Source organism: Rhizobium grahamii CCGE 502 (assembly GCF_000298315.2).
GTDB lineage: Bacteria > Pseudomonadota > Alphaproteobacteria > Rhizobiales > Rhizobiaceae > Rhizobium > Rhizobium grahamii.
Map to the genome: position 1 here is coordinate 22,098 of NZ_AEYE02000027.1, position 14,100 is coordinate 36,197.

General features: G+C 56.8%; 18 protein-coding genes and 2 pseudogenes. 10 read left to right on the plus strand and 10 right to left on the minus strand.

The genetic code is table 11. The features are described from left to right. Nucleotides 1-1,097 precede the first annotated feature (1,097 nt). A complete protein-coding gene (locus RGCCGE502_RS38210) occupies nucleotides 1,098-1,328 on the minus strand; it encodes a DUF411 domain-containing protein (RefSeq protein ID WP_019280248.1) in 231 nt (76 codons plus the stop codon). Nucleotides 1,329-1,900: 572 nt separating this feature from the next. Here RGCCGE502_RS38210 and RGCCGE502_RS21220 point away from each other — a divergent pair. After that, nucleotides 1,901-2,293: a heavy-metal-associated domain-containing protein gene (locus tag RGCCGE502_RS21220; RefSeq protein WP_016556247.1), complete on the plus strand. Its 393-nt coding sequence runs from the start codon at nucleotides 1,901-1,903 to the stop codon at nucleotides 2,291-2,293. Between the two features lie 154 nt (nucleotides 2,294-2,447). Further along, nucleotides 2,448-2,915: a Cu(I)-responsive transcriptional regulator gene (cueR, locus tag RGCCGE502_RS21225; RefSeq protein ID WP_016556248.1), complete on the plus strand. Its 468-nt coding sequence runs from the start codon at nucleotides 2,448-2,450 to the stop codon at nucleotides 2,913-2,915. A 3-nt stretch (nucleotides 2,916-2,918) separates the two neighbouring features. On the opposite strand, the gene RGCCGE502_RS21230 is transcribed toward cueR, so the two are convergent. Both RGCCGE502_RS21230 and RGCCGE502_RS21235 read right to left on the minus strand, forming a co-directional pair. Next, complete coding sequence (locus tag RGCCGE502_RS21230) at nucleotides 2,919-3,452, minus strand: cytochrome c (protein WP_016556249.1); 534 nt, start codon at nucleotides 3,450-3,452, stop codon at nucleotides 2,919-2,921. 85 nt (nucleotides 3,453-3,537) lie between these two features. Then, nucleotides 3,538-4,062 carry a GNAT family N-acetyltransferase gene (locus RGCCGE502_RS21235; RefSeq protein WP_040675359.1) on the minus strand — a complete coding sequence of 175 codons (525 nt, stop codon included), beginning with the start codon at nucleotides 4,060-4,062 and terminating at the stop codon, nucleotides 3,538-3,540. 253 nt (nucleotides 4,063-4,315) lie between these two features. Here RGCCGE502_RS21235 and RGCCGE502_RS39275 point away from each other — a divergent pair. From RGCCGE502_RS39275 to RGCCGE502_RS21270, 6 genes and pseudogenes are all read left to right on the plus strand, one after another. Then, nucleotides 4,316-4,481, plus strand: a pseudogene (locus RGCCGE502_RS39275) (arsenical-resistance protein); the annotation flags it as partial. 435 nt (nucleotides 4,482-4,916) lie between these two features. Then, a pseudogene (locus RGCCGE502_RS21245) lies at nucleotides 4,917-5,102 on the plus strand (hypothetical protein); the annotation flags it as partial. Between the two features lie 220 nt (nucleotides 5,103-5,322). Next, nucleotides 5,323-5,634 (plus strand): DUF982 domain-containing protein, encoded by a 312-nt coding sequence (locus RGCCGE502_RS21250; protein WP_016556253.1) that lies wholly within the window; start codon nucleotides 5,323-5,325, stop codon nucleotides 5,632-5,634. Between the two features lie 1,172 nt (nucleotides 5,635-6,806). Continuing rightward, a complete protein-coding gene (locus tag RGCCGE502_RS21255; RefSeq protein WP_016556254.1) occupies nucleotides 6,807-7,031 on the plus strand; it encodes a hypothetical protein in 225 nt (74 codons plus the stop codon). Between the two features lie 735 nt (nucleotides 7,032-7,766). Continuing rightward, nucleotides 7,767-8,051: a DUF982 domain-containing protein gene (locus RGCCGE502_RS21260; protein WP_016556255.1), complete on the plus strand. Its 285-nt coding sequence runs from the start codon at nucleotides 7,767-7,769 to the stop codon at nucleotides 8,049-8,051. Nucleotides 8,052-8,724: 673 nt separating this feature from the next. Further along, complete coding sequence (locus tag RGCCGE502_RS21270; RefSeq protein WP_016556257.1) at nucleotides 8,725-9,165, plus strand: hypothetical protein; 441 nt, start codon at nucleotides 8,725-8,727, stop codon at nucleotides 9,163-9,165. A 79-nt stretch (nucleotides 9,166-9,244) separates the two neighbouring features. Here the strand turns inward: RGCCGE502_RS21270 and RGCCGE502_RS34695 are convergent, their stop codons facing one another. The 5 genes from RGCCGE502_RS34695 to RGCCGE502_RS21295 form a co-directional block, all read right to left on the minus strand. Then, nucleotides 9,245-9,709 (minus strand): hypothetical protein, encoded by a 465-nt coding sequence (locus tag RGCCGE502_RS34695; protein WP_141652397.1) that lies wholly within the window; start codon nucleotides 9,707-9,709, stop codon nucleotides 9,245-9,247. Nucleotides 9,710-9,769: 60 nt separating this feature from the next. Continuing rightward, on the minus strand, nucleotides 9,770-9,931 hold the full coding sequence (locus RGCCGE502_RS35000; RefSeq protein ID WP_016556259.1) for a DUF1328 domain-containing protein: 162 nt from the start codon (nucleotides 9,929-9,931) through the stop codon (nucleotides 9,770-9,772). A 79-nt stretch (nucleotides 9,932-10,010) separates the two neighbouring features. Continuing rightward, on the minus strand, nucleotides 10,011-10,415 hold the full coding sequence (locus RGCCGE502_RS21285) for a hypothetical protein (protein ID WP_244441774.1): 405 nt from the start codon (nucleotides 10,413-10,415) through the stop codon (nucleotides 10,011-10,013). 547 nt (nucleotides 10,416-10,962) lie between these two features. Further along, a complete protein-coding gene (locus RGCCGE502_RS21290; RefSeq protein ID WP_019280253.1) occupies nucleotides 10,963-11,370 on the minus strand; it encodes a DUF4174 domain-containing protein in 408 nt (135 codons plus the stop codon). Nucleotides 11,371-11,401: 31 nt separating this feature from the next. Continuing rightward, a complete protein-coding gene (locus RGCCGE502_RS21295; protein WP_016556262.1) occupies nucleotides 11,402-11,587 on the minus strand; it encodes a DUF3008 family protein in 186 nt (61 codons plus the stop codon). A 188-nt stretch (nucleotides 11,588-11,775) separates the two neighbouring features. Here RGCCGE502_RS21295 and RGCCGE502_RS21300 point away from each other — a divergent pair, with 188 nt between their 5' ends. Both RGCCGE502_RS21300 and RGCCGE502_RS21305 read left to right on the plus strand, forming a co-directional pair. Continuing rightward, complete coding sequence (locus tag RGCCGE502_RS21300) at nucleotides 11,776-12,585, plus strand: mechanosensitive ion channel family protein (RefSeq protein ID WP_016556263.1); 810 nt, start codon at nucleotides 11,776-11,778, stop codon at nucleotides 12,583-12,585. Between the two features lie 382 nt (nucleotides 12,586-12,967). Beyond that, nucleotides 12,968-13,306 carry a hypothetical protein gene (locus RGCCGE502_RS21305; protein ID WP_016556264.1) on the plus strand — a complete coding sequence of 113 codons (339 nt, stop codon included), beginning with the start codon at nucleotides 12,968-12,970 and terminating at the stop codon, nucleotides 13,304-13,306. A 151-nt stretch (nucleotides 13,307-13,457) separates the two neighbouring features. On the opposite strand, the gene RGCCGE502_RS21310 is transcribed toward RGCCGE502_RS21305, so the two are convergent. Continuing rightward, the gene (locus tag RGCCGE502_RS21310; protein WP_016556265.1) at nucleotides 13,458-13,790 is read right to left on the minus strand and encodes a hypothetical protein; all 333 of its coding nucleotides are present in this window, start codon (nucleotides 13,788-13,790) and stop codon (nucleotides 13,458-13,460) included. 69 nt (nucleotides 13,791-13,859) lie between these two features. After that, a complete protein-coding gene (locus RGCCGE502_RS21315) occupies nucleotides 13,860-14,051 on the minus strand; it encodes a CsbD family protein (RefSeq protein ID WP_016556266.1) in 192 nt (63 codons plus the stop codon). Between the last annotated feature and the right edge of the window lie 49 nt (nucleotides 14,052-14,100).

The window sequence follows — 14,100 nt, forward strand, 5'->3', positions numbered from 1 at the left end:
CGAGCGGGAAAGGTGCCCTATTTGATAAATAGCCGGCCCCCCACCTTTCGTTCAAACTTGATTGGTCTGAACAGGGGGCTGGTTATGGCCGACGAATACCGTTTGCGCCTAGAAGGCGAGCGCTGGTCAATCATCGATGAGGCGACGCTTGAACCGGCTCGGCTCGATGGCGTTCCTTTCGCCACGATGGAAGCTATTGAAGCACAGCATATGTTGAAAATTCTGAAGGGAGTGGATCGCGTCCGCAAGGCTTCGAAACGGTCGGCGTCCATCGTCAAGAAGGGCCGTTTCAAGACGCTTCGGACGCCATGCGTCCAGTCCGTCACAGACACATTCGCTCCGTTAAGGCCCCCTGGCGCCGATTGTTCGCTTTGTCTGACATGCAGCGGCTCTTGCATGCGGGGCAAGCTGCTTGACCTACTTAACTGACGCGGAAAGGCGCCTCGGTCGTCCTATCGGGCCGCGGCTCGGCGCTATGAAACGTGACGACGGTGTTTACGAAGCGCGCGCTGTCCCGGCCTACGCGGGTGAGGACAGAACGATCATTTTTATCCGGCGACCGAGCCTGAGATACTGGGTCCAATCGTTGATGAGTAAACTCTTAAGCGCAAAGTGCTCCAAGTGATCTCGCGACATAGCACCGACATAATCAGACCATCGTGAGCTTCATTATCGCTTGTTTGGCCTTTCTCCGACTGCGAAAAACGTTCCGTCACGCCTTGTAAGGCCCCGTTATTTACCGGCAAGTGGACCGCAAGACCTGTTCAAAATTTGCTCGGGGGGCGCCAACCGGATGCCACTTAATCATGTACCATGATCATAGCCACTCCGGCCGACAGGGATAAACCGGACGTTTTTGAAACAGATGGTAAACGGGGAGCGCGACCGACCGGGTGATCAAAAAATAGCCTCGGGGTTCCCGAGGCTCAGGTGTGGCTCTGCTCCAACAGATGAAGCCTGCGTATTGTACCGATAAATCATGAACCTGATAGGTCAGATCTTTTCATTCTGGTACTATATGCGGCGCACCTCGTTTTTTTTTCGGCGCAGGACTGCCATTCAACCCGTTATCCCGGGGCAGCTCCATGCTTGGGGTCCTAGCTGCCCATGCGCATGTAAAGCGACGGCTCCATGTCAGGCCTATTCAGGCTGTAAACTTCAAAAGCCGCTGTCGGATCGTCCCCCATACCTAGTGAACCTCGAGGCATTCCTGGAACAGCAAGTCCAGCGATCGCGGATTTTTCATTCAAGACTCTCTCGACAGCTTCCAAGGGGACATGTCCTTCGAAGAAGTAGTCGCCAACCACTGCGGTATGGCACCCCTGCATCTTCTCGGGGATGCCGAGCTTGACCTATATCGCGATGAAATCCTCCGCGCGGACGACGACGTTAAAATCGCTATCCACCATCACGGCTGCCCAGGCTCCGCGACATCCGCAATCGGGGTCTTTGTAGATGTCCATGCGAACCTGCGATGCTGTTGACGACCTTGCAACAAAGGCAACCACCCCCCGTCAGAGCCATGCACGTAAAAGCTCGACGCTGCATGCTCATCTTTCCTTCCATTGGGGTTCAACCACATTTGTCTTTCCGGCCAACGAGCCATTCCTGGCCTCGTTTTCCTGCATTATCTCGGGAGTTGCTTCCCTTGACCTTCCCACCATGGCAAACCCCACATAGTCTTCGTCACTTGAATTGGAGGCGCAAACTTCAGGCCGATGGCGAGGGTGACGATCGGTGCAAAACGCACCAGTGCTCGATCAAAATTCGCCGCCGCCACGCCGTTCGGCTTATTATGAACTGGAAGAGTAAACACGATCGCGTGACAGGGCGTTGATCCACTTGACCTTCCCATCATGGGAAGGATTACTTATCTGTGCAGTGAAATGAGGATCCTCCCGTGACTGCACTCTCCCAATTCGAACAAAGCCTGGCACACCCTATCCCGAGACAGCGATCAAGGCTCTCAGGCGTCGACAGCGCATCTGTCAATCTCTCGACTGAACGTGCCAGCGTGACGTTCAAGGATGTGGTCGATCCGGGGTCGGTTCTGCGCGCCATCGAGGCCGCATGCTATCACGCCAAGGTAAATACTCATGAGTTTGGCATCGAAGGAATGACCTGCACCTCCTGTGTTGCCCGTGTCGAGAAAGCGCTAAAGGTCGTCCCCGGCGTGATCGACGCATCGGTGAATCTCGCGACCGAGAGGGCAACCGTCCACGTTGCGGCCGGGGCTGTCCAGACGCTCTCGCTTGAAGCTGCCGTGAGGAATGCCGGATACGATGTCCAGTAAACGGAACCCTGATGTCGCCTATATTCGCGGCCGCCGCGATGGCGATGTCCAGCGTCTTTGTGCTCGGAACCGCGCTGCGCCTGCGTTCCGTAAATCCATAACAAATGCCGGCGGGCTCCCTCACACGACGGCCCGCGTTTCAAGGAGATCAAAGATGAACATCGGACAAGCCGCCAACGCCAGCGGCGTCTCGGCAAAGATGATCCGCTACTACGAGCAGATCCAACTGATCACGCCCGCGCATCGGACGCAATCCAGCTACCGCACCTACACCGACAACGACATCCACACGCTCCGCTTCATCCGCCGCGCACGCGATCTTGGCTTTTCAGTCGATCAGATGAAAACCTTACTGGCACTTTGGCGGGACCGCTCTCGCGCAAGCGCGGACGTCAAAAGCCTCGCCATGGAGCACATCGCCGAACTTGAACGGAAGGCAGCCGCGATCCACTCGATGACGGAAACCCTGAAGCATCTCGCCAAGCATTGCCACGGCGACGAGCGGCCGGACTGCCCGATCATCGAGGAGTTCGCCAATGCAGCAGATGCGGACGACGTCGCCACCATAGACGCGCCTTTCGGCGTGAATGGCATCAGGCCTGATCAGGCGACCCGGCGCTGAACGCTATTCCATCCTGAAGCGGACGTGACACGTCGTGCAGGTCTGTAACATCAGGTGGAAGGTGTGCTCGGCCGGGATCGATGCAAGCTTGATCTCGCTCTGGACATGGGTCCCAAGCGGACCGCCGCCCATCGGCTCACCGGCTTTCATCCGCATTCCATCGGTCATCGCAGTCGGGTTTCTATCTGCTGCAGCAGCGAGCGCTCCGGCATAGCTCCCGAGATCGATCGCGAGACGGTCGAAACGCTTCCGTTCCTCGACGATACCGGGCTTTGCCTTCGAGTCCGGGGACGCCGCTCCCGCTGAAAAGTAGTCGATCAGTGGCTGGCCAGCCTTATCCCTGATGAGCTCGGCCGCCCATTTGAATTCGGCCGAGGAGTACGTCGAAGGCTCCTTGAACATGCCCGCGATGGCTTTGGTCGCCGAGGCAATGGCCTTCATGTCCGCCTGTCGGAGTGTCACGATGTCCTCTGCGCAGATCCCTTGCACCGCTGCAGCCAGGAAGACCAGCGACACCATGAACATTTGAGGCTTCATTGCATACCCTCGTTCAGCACGCAGATGCGCGCGAGCACCATCGCCATCCCAGTGGTCTTCTCGCCTCGCACAACCCGCTCAGCGGTCAACCTATCGAATTAAGGTTTTCCTGATCTTCACTTAACTGCAGTGTCATCTCAACCATTGTCGGGCGAAAACCGGCGGCAGCGAATAGCCGCCTGCCCGCCTCGTTCCGGTATGCAGTCGACAGCACGACCTGCGTCGCGCCCCGATGCTTCAACTCCGACACGGTCGCATCTAGCAGCGTCCTTCCCACGCCCTGGCGGCGTCGATTGGCGTCGACAAAGATGTCGTGAATGACACCCGCGGGTCCACGGAGTGCCATGTAGTTGTGTCCTTCCAAGACGGCAAACGTGTATCCGCAGGCAGCACCCGCCTGTATGGCCACGAGAACGAGAGCGTCTGGTTTGCCGAGCTGATCCTTCAGATATCTACTGTAGAGTTCGGTTGTTCTCGGTCCCGTCGAGATGAACCTGGCTGCATCCCACGCGTGATGGAGAGCGATGAGCTCGGCACCGTACACGCCGAGAATGTCTGTGTCTTCGGCGGTGGCAGGTCTGATCTCGACCGGCGAGTTCTGCTTGTTCATGCTGCCATCCATTTCTACCCGCGTTTCCGCTAATACTCAGCCCGGTGTCGGAGGGCTCACTATAACCGAAAAGCTGCCGGGGTTGCCGTAGCTCAGTTAATAAAGGAAATATTCGTCAAGCGGCCGCCGCAAATCCTCGTGCAGCACTGCTCTACCTTGCCTAGTCGCCCAATCTTCGTTTTCCCAGAGGCGGCGGCCTGACGCGATGATCAAAGAGGTTACCGGAGAGGCATGGCTTGAGGGTCAAACCGCCAGGGGCGAGCCGCACTCCAAGCTGTCGCAGGTCGCTCAACGACACCATCATGATCGCCGTCGCAGCCACCGTCGGACTGATTCTGGGCCTATCAGCAATCACCGTCCCCGGGGATAAACTGACGATCTCGGTCGTCCTCTACATCCTGATCCCGATCGCGATTTCATAAATGGTCCGCTAGCACCTGACGGCCGTTGGCACGACGCGATCTCTCGACACCCTTCTGGGCGCGGCACCAGCCGCTTTCCCTCCTCGCCCTGCTCACATTCGGATGAAAGAAGGGAAAGTCAATTGGCTGACGGCCATCAATCGTTGGAGCTTCCTTGCCGAAAGCGTTCGGGAGGCATGTTGATCCTTACGCCCTCATCGGCTTCACCCCATGCTAAGGCTGGCTCCGGGTATCGGGCTGCGATGTGCCGGAGGCGCGTGTGCGGCCACGATCGATGCTCTCACCAGGCATCTTGCTCCCAAAAATGGAGGTTGGAGGCCGTTCAGGTCGAAGGGCTACATCCCTCGATCTGTTTGATAGCGTACTAAGCAATGGCGCTGCTTGCTTATGAGGATGCTAATATATTAGCTATCGCTTTCGGAGGACCGCTGAATGAAAAAGCAGGCAGTCATTTATAACGGACTAGAGGTCGGCATCGCAGTGCCAGTCGATGATCGTATGAAATTCATTGCCGTGAAGTTCAACGTGATTGATTTGGACAATGGGATTTTCAATTCAGTTGGAGATATTCGGCTGGCCATCGCCGAGCACATTGCGTCGGAGGCAGGCAAGTCTGTCGACGTGACCGCGTCCGATGGCTGCCCTGTCGCCGTTACGGCGGGGCCTCGTCGCATGCAACACTGCATTGGATAGGGATGTCTGGTGGCGAACCTTGATCCGGAGCCGGACATTTTTGCGATAGCTCCGATGAGCTGGAAGCGCGCAGGCGATCTTTGGTACTGCGCGAGCCTGTTCGGGACAGTCCTCGGGAATTTCTTGGCGATTAGGAGTTAGCATAATGATCCAACAAAACCGAGCTGGTTTCGAACCGCTGGTGCTCGTGGTTCCTGGTGAGCAGACATACAGGCGCGTTGCCTCTCTTCGACAAGCTGCTGAGGCTCTTCTGATCGCCTGGCCGTCGGACGACGGTGAAGAGTATATGGACGCGGTCAAGACTTGTTTCGATGCAATGCAAGGAAAACTCACCGCCGTGGAAGCTCGCGCTGCTTTTGTCCGCGCAGCCGTTGAAGCCGGCCTGCCCATAATTGCAATGGTCGCTTCTGCAGGCGAAATCGACAGTCGCGGTCCGGAGCGCCGCTTTCGACGATAGACCAATGGATCTTGAGCCACTTTTCGCGTGAGCCAATTGCTGCCCGGTGCATTGAGATCGCATGTCGCTCTTAGCTTTCCCGGCTCGATTGGAGGAATTTTGCTTTGTCCCGGTGCGCGAGCGTGAGAACACCATAGCGACCGCAACAACCCACTGAAGCAGGCTTTCGACGTCGTAGAGCTGGCGCCTGATCATCCGGGTAAGTTCAAAAGGATGCCGAAGCAGTCAACGGCGGCAAACAGCACCGAGCGCGTCGTCAAAAACCTTTTTTGACCTCTCGGCCTCATTAGCTTTCGTTTTGGTGGGGAGAAGGGCACTCGCTCAAACGCAAGCACGCCGAATGCAGGCACATACGTCGGGGGCCGCGGCCGTCACAATAATTTCGTACGATCCGAAGCGATGAGCTCCAGCGACGAGTAGAGCTCCGAGCGCATTCCATGAACCGGCCAGGCCGCGATGGTAGCGAGCGGTCGCGACGAGTGAACCTGCAGATTGCCTTCAGATCCACTTTCCGGGCGGCCGGTATGGAAATAAGAGGAGAACAACACAATCTTATCGCAGCCACCATATTTGTAGAGACGCCAGTCCGAACGTCATCGCCGCCAAGGTGAGGTAAATGGCCCATGCCGCAGCATTGCGGACAGGGCGAGGTAGGCGAGCAAGACGAATTCGCAGGCGATGTGACGCGCTTGATCCCGCTCGAAAGTTGTCCTTCCGCGCACCTTCAACCCGTTGATGAACGTACGAGCCAACCATTCTGGTAACCCCGTCATATGGTCCATGCCCACAGCCGCGCCGGCACCTTGTGTACCCGCGTGAGCGATCAAAGTGATAAATGCGCACTGCCCTGAATTGTTTCATGGCCGAGGGAACGCGTTGACCATGCGGCCCTATGGGCTCAGGGATTCAGATCATGCCGCGCTCGGGGTCGTCCATCGGCCCGCGTTGACCTGCGTGAAGCGAGACGATTGCCCAGACTGATATTACAGTGGAGGTCGATCTCGCTCACGGTCGCTTCTTTGAACGGAGCGAACGTGAAATGAAGACACATTTCGACATACGAGAAGGCCCACCACCCCGGGTGACAAACCGGCGACACGCTCTCTGTCCCTCGAAACTCAAGCCCGGTTATCGCGTTTATTGCGTGAAGCAATCGTTGACGGAGAGAGACCATGAGGCTCGTGCAATTGACGTTGGTGGGACAGGCGGCGATGCCTGTCTTTCTGAACCCCGATCATGTGGTGTCTTTGGTCGCGCTGCCTGATCGAACTCAGGTCATCACGACTGCAACAAGCCCCCACGGTGCATCGGTCATCTACGATGTGACGGAGCTGGCTGCAGAGGTTGTGCGCTTGCTGACGATAAATCCCGCTGTCGCCCCGCCGGGTCGAGCGTGAGGCATGCAAAACCGCCGTCCAGTGGAGGGCAAGGGAGTGACTTTGTACGATCGCGTATAAACGCTTCGTTGCAGCCCTGACGGCGTATTCTGTGTTCATCTCGGAACCCTGCATACAAAGAGGGGTCCCTATTTTCCCGCCAGCGAAATTTCCCAATTGAGGGGGACTGAAACAGATCGCCTCCAGTTTATGCAAGTGCTTGAGTAAGCGCGCTCAAGGCAACCCCATCTGCGTGCCCCAGCTCTGTTTTCGGCCATGCGGAATATTTTTTTGGATACAGATTCCCTTCTCGGTTCAAGCAAGCCAAGTGCGTCGCGTCAGTGGCTGGGTGCAATGGAACCAACGGCGACTTGCGGGTTACAGCAACAGAGGAAAGGACCGCCCTTCCTCTGTTTTCCTCGTCGACTGCCTCGCTTGACTGTATTGGCGGGGCTTTTTTCTGTTCCCCTGATCTGCGTGCCAAGTTAACCCTGGAACCGGAGAGCGAGTGCGTCAGGGGTCACCGCCATTGCCTTGATCGAAGCGGGCCTGAGAACTTGCGAGAGCCTATCGATCGCGGTTGCCATGCGCTAAGCACCCTCCATCAGTGGCGAATGGACAACTGGATTTCCGAACTACTCTTCCATATTCCCAAAGAAATCCTCGGCCCTCTCGAGCCCTTGTGTGCGATGCCCACCTTCAGTTCAACCTGTCGCTCCAATCAATGGCAAATGGCTGCGTATAACGGAACCTGTCTTGATCATTGCAGTTCCTTCTGTCGTTGGCTCCGAGGATGGCAGTTCCGTGTCGGGATGGTTAATCGTACTGGTCAAGAGAAAGCAAAGCGTCTACACGGTCACCTCGGCAAAGGACGCGGTAGATCTGCTGTTCTCTGATTGGCCCGCCCACGATGGAACTCCCTTTATCGAGGCGATGGAGGCATGCGAAGGCGTCGGGAAGGGCACGGTGACGAACGAGGAGGCCCAGTTTGCCTTTCTGGCAGCGGCAATGGATGCAAATGTCCCCTTCGAGTTTCTCTAAAGTCCTTCGGAACGTCCGATGAATTGAGTACGCTTGATGAAAGAAGATATTGCCCAAACCGCTTCTGAGACGGCATCCTCACGAGTTAGATAGGCATCCACCCGTCGCGCGAGTGAAGCTTCATCTGCAGTCCGCTGGTCGCCGCACAAGATCGACCGCCCCGTGGCTGTCGCAATTGTCGTGGTTGGGCTGCCAACATTGGCTATGTTCGGTGGCGGCCACTCCATGCTTGTTGATGCCGATATTGTCTCGACTTCCTGCAGGGGCAAGCGTCCTTCTGCGAGCCACGGAGGTGCAAGTGGCGGGAAGAAACCCAAATCGATGGCCTGACTTGCCGGCAGCATCGCGCTGCTCACGACGACGTGATGTTCCTCGAGGCAGCTAGCGGACCGTTATTCCCCGTCAACCCGTGAGAAATCTGACTGACATATTCGTGCTTCTTGAGAAGGGCCTGACCTTCTATCCTGTCAGCAGGTCGAGCTCTTTGGCGGGAACCGGTGCGTAATCGTACCTGGTCCCGATGTCTTTGACGGAGATAAACATGGGCTGCCGCTTCAACGACTGCAGTGACGAAATCCTCCTGTCCGCGGAGACTTCCAGTTCTGTCTAAACGAAGGAGCCCCGCGACGAACCAAAATAACGCAGCAGCGTTTCCCCCCGAAAGGAGACACCAATGCGTTTGAACCGTGATGGCGAAACCAGTCGAAGCATTCACCAGGACCTTGTGGATGCCCGGCTCGCGGAGGCCAATCAATTTATCGACCAATTCCTGCTGTACGTAAGGGACAATCATGTCGGACATGATCTCGTTGATGAGATCGAATTGCCGATTTCCAAGCGCGTCCTAGTGTTAGCATTCAAGATCGCCATTGCCGCCGAGCGAAGACCAAACATCCGGGCGCTGCTGATTAGGGCCGGGTTGACTCTTGCCCAGTATCGGCCGGGCCTTGGCAACCGCATCACAATGACGCCGGTAACACCGCACGGTCGTTCAAGACAAACGCAATCTGACATGTTTGAACAGCGTCTGCAGCGCGCTCTAATGGCCACCGCCAATGAACGAATTCTGCTCGGCGAACTCTATGAGCGCGCTTGTGTTGAATCTTATAATTGACGGCCACCGACCCCTGAGTGGTTCGGCAGGCCGTGATGCGCTTGTAGATAGTCCATGTCTTGGATGACTGCTGAGCGTACTATCTCTCTATCTTGCGTTTGATTGTGCCCGCCACCAAGGGAAGCGCCGCCGTGACGAGAGGGCCGAGGGGAAGTCCCTTGATCAGCCTGGCTACCAAGAAAGTCCCCGTCATAGCTCCAGCCAGTTTTAGCCATGGATAATCGCCAAGCTGGGCATGAGCACTTGCATCCGCCCACTCGGCACGCGATTTGACTACCACCTCGGCTTGCGCCGAGATGACATAAAGCCTTGCACGAAGTTGCTCAATCTCGTGCCGGACGGTCGAGATATCGGATTGAACGTCCTCAAAGGTGCGCCGTGACCGGGTGGGCGCCTCGTCGCCTTCAGCCACCGCCTGAGCTTCCAGCTGCGCAAGATGCGCCTGAAGCTCTTCGTCGGTGTCGTAGCCAGCTGGTCGCGTAAAGCTATGATCCGCCATAATACCGTTTCCGCTTATCGCACATTGCTTCAAGGCCCATACCATCTGCCCTCGTGCGTCGCGAACGCCAGAGTTCGACTAACGTTGCTGGGCTCGTCGTTGACCTTACCGCCTCATGGTTCGCATAACGATCGAAACGACAAAGAGAACAAGGAAGATAAAAAACAGGACCTGAGCGATTGATGCGGATGCGCCGGCGATACCACCGAAACCGAGCACGCCTGCAATCAATGCGACAACCAGGAATACTAGAGCATAGTAAAGCATTTCCACCTCCGTCATTGTGACGACAAGGAAACGGAGCGGAAGGCGATTTGGTTCCGACGAACGTCGCCAGCAAGCGGTGTCAGGCTGACGCCATCACGCGACGAGGACTGAATACGCTGTCGCCGTCTCTTGGCCTTGGCGGTTCTGCAGCGGCGAGATACGCATTCGCGGGAGCCGTCAGGACGAACCAGAGGCCCGCACCGATAACGAAGAGTTCCCCTGCAAGGTCTCCACCGCGCGCAAGCATCGGCAGGCAGGCCGAGATCATCAGCACCAGCACACGGACAGTCCATTCTGTCTCGCGCTTTTTGATTGCCAAAGCGGCCATTGCCCGATATGCGCGTGCGTCATAGTCCCTCCGCATCGGCCCCTTAAGAAGCTTCCACGCGTGTGGAAAGGACAGCATCACCAATGTCCCAGCTGCCAGCAAACCGGCAGAACCTGGAAGGTACCAGCAGGCCGACATGAAAAGACCTGCAATCACCAGGAGATTCCACAAGGGGGAAAGTTCGTCCGGAGGACGGTGGCTCCGCTCATGCCAGATCTGGAGAACTCGCGATGCCCCCTGCAGCATCGGTTGATCAACGAAACGATTTAAAAAGTCCATGTCGCGCCCTTCGGTCCACGGGCTACCAACACCAGAGAAATCCGGCATGAACGTGGCGTAGATCGCCATTTTTTGGGCGCACGGCGGTTTGTATCGAGAGGGTTCAGCGGGCGGAGCCAGCAGGCTAAGCTTGGTTTGCCATCGAGGTTTGAATAGCTAGATTTCAATCACAATGATGGTGTCGTGGAATGGATCCCTGATCTAAATGGCGTGGCCCGCATCATCAGCGAGACCGGCGCCATACCCACAACCCGGAACTGGCGGGCCGTCCGTACTCTTCCCAGCTGTTCGATGCCCAAGGCACCCTGCTGAGCCGGGCGTTGTCGAGCACGCCTTGCAGCAGGAATAACATCCAATGCAGCCCCGACAAGGACGGTGCCCCCGTGAGACCAACAGGCTGGCTGGCAATGGCCACCACCCTTTGTTAGTTTTCCCTGGGCAGACGATCGATAGCGTCTATGAGGGAAGGCACGCTGACGGGCTCCTGCGACCGAAGCTTGGTCGCTCCGTTGGGATCGATCAGTACAGCCTCGAATTCCTCGGGTGAAGGACCCTCGAGATCGCGGCGAACGTCGTCCGCTTCTATATCCATGGCTTGGTCGAGGCTGGTAAAAACGCCGCCGCCGGCAACACGAACAATGGCGATATTATGTGCGGCAAGCACATCGTGTTGATTTGCCAGCATCTCTTCCTGCATCTCCGGTCGATCATCGGCCGCACCCTCGAAAAGAACGAGGACGTAAGACGCGTTGCGGAACGCCAAAAGACTGGGGCATGGATCGGACGCCACAGGCGATGCACCGATAATTTCTCTTATAAACGACTTGAGCATTTGATCACCGGATTAAAGCCGATTTTTCGCGCTAGTGAGATACGCGCGCCGGCTTTCCCTTTCGCTTTGTCGAAGCAAATTCCGCGAGCTGTCGCTCGCTCATGGTCTCGACCATTTCTTTGGACGCTCCCTTGAGCCTGCTCTTCGGCGTCTGGCCACGCTTGGCCGCAAGGGCTGCTCCTGCTGCTTTCTGTTGGACTTTGGATTTGGCAGGCATCGGTATCCTCCATCAATGACTTGTGATAACCGAGCGGCCGCTGTAAATGTTCCCCGTAACTGCCGGCGCGGAACCATTTGCAACGTGCAATCGTTGTTGCCAGCGCTCCCTTGCGGCAGCCCGGTCGCAGTGACTTTACTGCGTCCCGAAGTCTCCATCACCCTTCCCTGGCAATCACGGATAGCATCATGGAAAATCAGGCAGCGGACGTTGTCCTCGCGACTCGAACCGCATTCAACCAAGCAGCCGCACTCGCCGTCACCTACGGATTTTCAATTCTCGGCGCCGTCGTACTTCTGGTCGGCGGCTGGATTATTTCAGGTGTCCTAAGCCGTTCGGTTTATCGCGTCATCTCAAAAATCCACGGGATTGACGAGACGCTGGCACGTTTCTTTCAGAACCTTCTTCACTACGGACTGCTCATCCTGGTGTTTGTCACCGTTCTTGGCCAATTCGGCGTTCAGACCGCCTCGATCATCGCCGCCCTCGGTGCTGCCGGTCTTGCTATCGGGCTCGCACTTCAGGGCACGCTGCAGAACATCGCCGCGGGCATTATGCTTCTCGTACTCCGGCCTTTCAGGGTTGGCGAATATATCGAGACGGGCAACGTCAAAGGCTTTATCCGCGAGATTGGACTGTTCGCCACGGAGATGAACACGACGGACGGGCTTTACCTTATGGCGCCCAATTCCACGCTGTGGAACACGCCGATCGTCAATCACAGCCGGGAGCCGAGCCGCCGTCAGGAGCTTTCAATCGCCATTGGAAACGATGTCGACGTGAGGACTGCCAAGCAGGCGGTGCTCAGCATCGTTTCATCCGATAAACGCGTTAAGAAACAACCGACACCGCGCGTTTTCAGTGATGATCTCACGTCAGACAAGACCGTCCTCAAGATCGAGTACTGGGCAAACACGCGGGAATGGAGCGAAACCCGCTACGATATTATCGACCACCTCAAATCCGGCCTCGTCGAAGAGGGTATTGCTATCAAATAGCCTGGGCGTCTGGCTGGGCGGAGACTGGCGCAACCATTTATGTAGCCTCTCTCTTATCGTTCATGGAGGCCGGCTCGATCTGGGGGTCGAATTGCTCTCCAAGCCATATAGGCGCTAAAACATGCCAGGTCTTTTCGCCTGGGGGTTGGTCCGTCGATACGCTCGCCGATGCACGGGTCGTCTCGCGCCATTCTTCCATGCCGTCTTCAGGAAGGCGGCCCCGGCGGGGGCGATGAATCATAGTGCTCGCCCCCGCAATACCAGCTATTCACACCGATGGTGGGAGGTGATACAGCGTGTCTTCCTTGACCGAGCAATGCCTCGGGCGTGGATCATCACGGGACTTCGCATTCAGCGCCAATAGCAAGGAAGACGATCCAAAATGGACCTAAAATATGCAGCCCCGCGGGAGCAGTTTTTTGCTGCGGTTCGAGCTTTGGCAACATCCTCCGACAGTATCCAGACACGCTTACTCGAAGCCACAACGAGCATTTCGTTGGTCACCCTCGACGAGTTCGATGATGACATAGAATTGAGGATCAAGTTGGCCAGAATTCTCGACCATATTGGACCGGACCGTGATGACATTGAGCGCGTCGCTGTCGAAATCACCCCTTATATGACGGAGCGTGAGGCCGAGAGAGTAGCGGACCTGATCGTCGACTTCTTCGACGAGCTCGTTGAGGCACGCTCTCAGCAGTCTGACAGCCGATCGTTGTAACGCATCTCTGAACGCTGCGCGGCCGTGGGTGAATACTCACCTATTCGCGTTTTGTTTTCCGCAATTGAAGAGCTTGACCCCTCGCTGCCAAGGCTGGGCTCGAGAAACGAGAGGTAATCGTTGAAGTCTTCGGTACCACTCTGCTTAACACTTACTGCGCTGTAAAAAAGGTCAAGAGCACCTTTCCCTTCTCGCCGAGCAGGCACACGAAGCGGTCGGGCTTTCCGGTCTTTTCCTTACGAGCGATGTATGCCTCGCCCAGGATCACGGTTCTGACCGGAACGTCGCCGACCTTGGTGTCCGCCTTGCTCACCGCCAGGCTTTCAATGTCCATGACGAGGTCCGTCACTTCCGGCGATCTTTCTTGAAGAGCCAGGAGGCCCGTCGACTTGCATGCTGTCACGGCCGGATCCGCCGCCGCTTGTGCGAAGGCGTCGGAACTAAATGCCACTGTCGCAGCGATTATACAGACAAGCGTTCTCATGGGCGCCTCTGATGGTGGGAATGCCGGCATATACTGGATGGAAAGTTTTAAGGCCGTCGATTGTCTAGTTCACGCCTTGTCGACGATCTTCTTGACCGCCTCCTTGGCGTTGCCCTTGGCGACCTGAGCGTTGCCCTTGGCTTCCTGGACGGCGCCCTTGACCTGCTCTTCGTGATTGTCGATCGCCTTACCCGCGGCCTGCCTGGCCTTACCGGCGATTTCGTTTGAGGTACCCTTGATCTTGTCGAACGTGCTTCCCATCGGATGTCTCCTTTTACGGTCTTTGAAGGTGCCAACAGAAATGTTGGCG

Coding starts and splice junctions, on each gene's coding strand:
- RGCCGE502_RS34695 (WP_141652397.1), bottom strand. CDS start 9,709: ATGGTATGGGCCTTGAAGCAATGTGCGATAAGCGGAAACGGTATTATG.
- RGCCGE502_RS21270 (WP_016556257.1), top strand. CDS start 8,725: ATGCGTTTGAACCGTGATGGCGAAACCAGTCGAAGCATTCACCAGGAC.
- RGCCGE502_RS21315 (WP_016556266.1), bottom strand. CDS start 14,051: ATGGGAAGCACGTTCGACAAGATCAAGGGTACCTCAAACGAAATCGCC.
- RGCCGE502_RS21300 (WP_016556263.1), top strand. CDS start 11,776: ATGGAAAATCAGGCAGCGGACGTTGTCCTCGCGACTCGAACCGCATTC.
- RGCCGE502_RS21250 (WP_016556253.1), top strand. CDS start 5,323: ATGATCCAACAAAACCGAGCTGGTTTCGAACCGCTGGTGCTCGTGGTT.
- RGCCGE502_RS21255 (WP_016556254.1), top strand. CDS start 6,807: ATGAGGCTCGTGCAATTGACGTTGGTGGGACAGGCGGCGATGCCTGTC.
- RGCCGE502_RS35000 (WP_016556259.1), bottom strand. CDS start 9,931: ATGCTTTACTATGCTCTAGTATTCCTGGTTGTCGCATTGATTGCAGGC.
- RGCCGE502_RS21230 (WP_016556249.1), bottom strand. CDS start 3,452: ATGAAGCCTCAAATGTTCATGGTGTCGCTGGTCTTCCTGGCTGCAGCG.
- RGCCGE502_RS21290 (WP_019280253.1), bottom strand. CDS start 11,370: ATGCTCAAGTCGTTTATAAGAGAAATTATCGGTGCATCGCCTGTGGCG.
- RGCCGE502_RS38210 (WP_019280248.1), bottom strand. CDS start 1,328: ATGCAGGGGTGCCATACCGCAGTGGTTGGCGACTACTTCTTCGAAGGA.
- RGCCGE502_RS21305 (WP_016556264.1), top strand. CDS start 12,968: ATGGACCTAAAATATGCAGCCCCGCGGGAGCAGTTTTTTGCTGCGGTT.
- RGCCGE502_RS21310 (WP_016556265.1), bottom strand. CDS start 13,790: ATGAGAACGCTTGTCTGTATAATCGCTGCGACAGTGGCATTTAGTTCC.
- RGCCGE502_RS21295 (WP_016556262.1), bottom strand. CDS start 11,587: ATGCCTGCCAAATCCAAAGTCCAACAGAAAGCAGCAGGAGCAGCCCTT.
- cueR (WP_016556248.1), top strand. CDS start 2,448: ATGAACATCGGACAAGCCGCCAACGCCAGCGGCGTCTCGGCAAAGATG.
- RGCCGE502_RS21235 (WP_040675359.1), bottom strand. CDS start 4,062: ATGAACAAGCAGAACTCGCCGGTCGAGATCAGACCTGCCACCGCCGAA.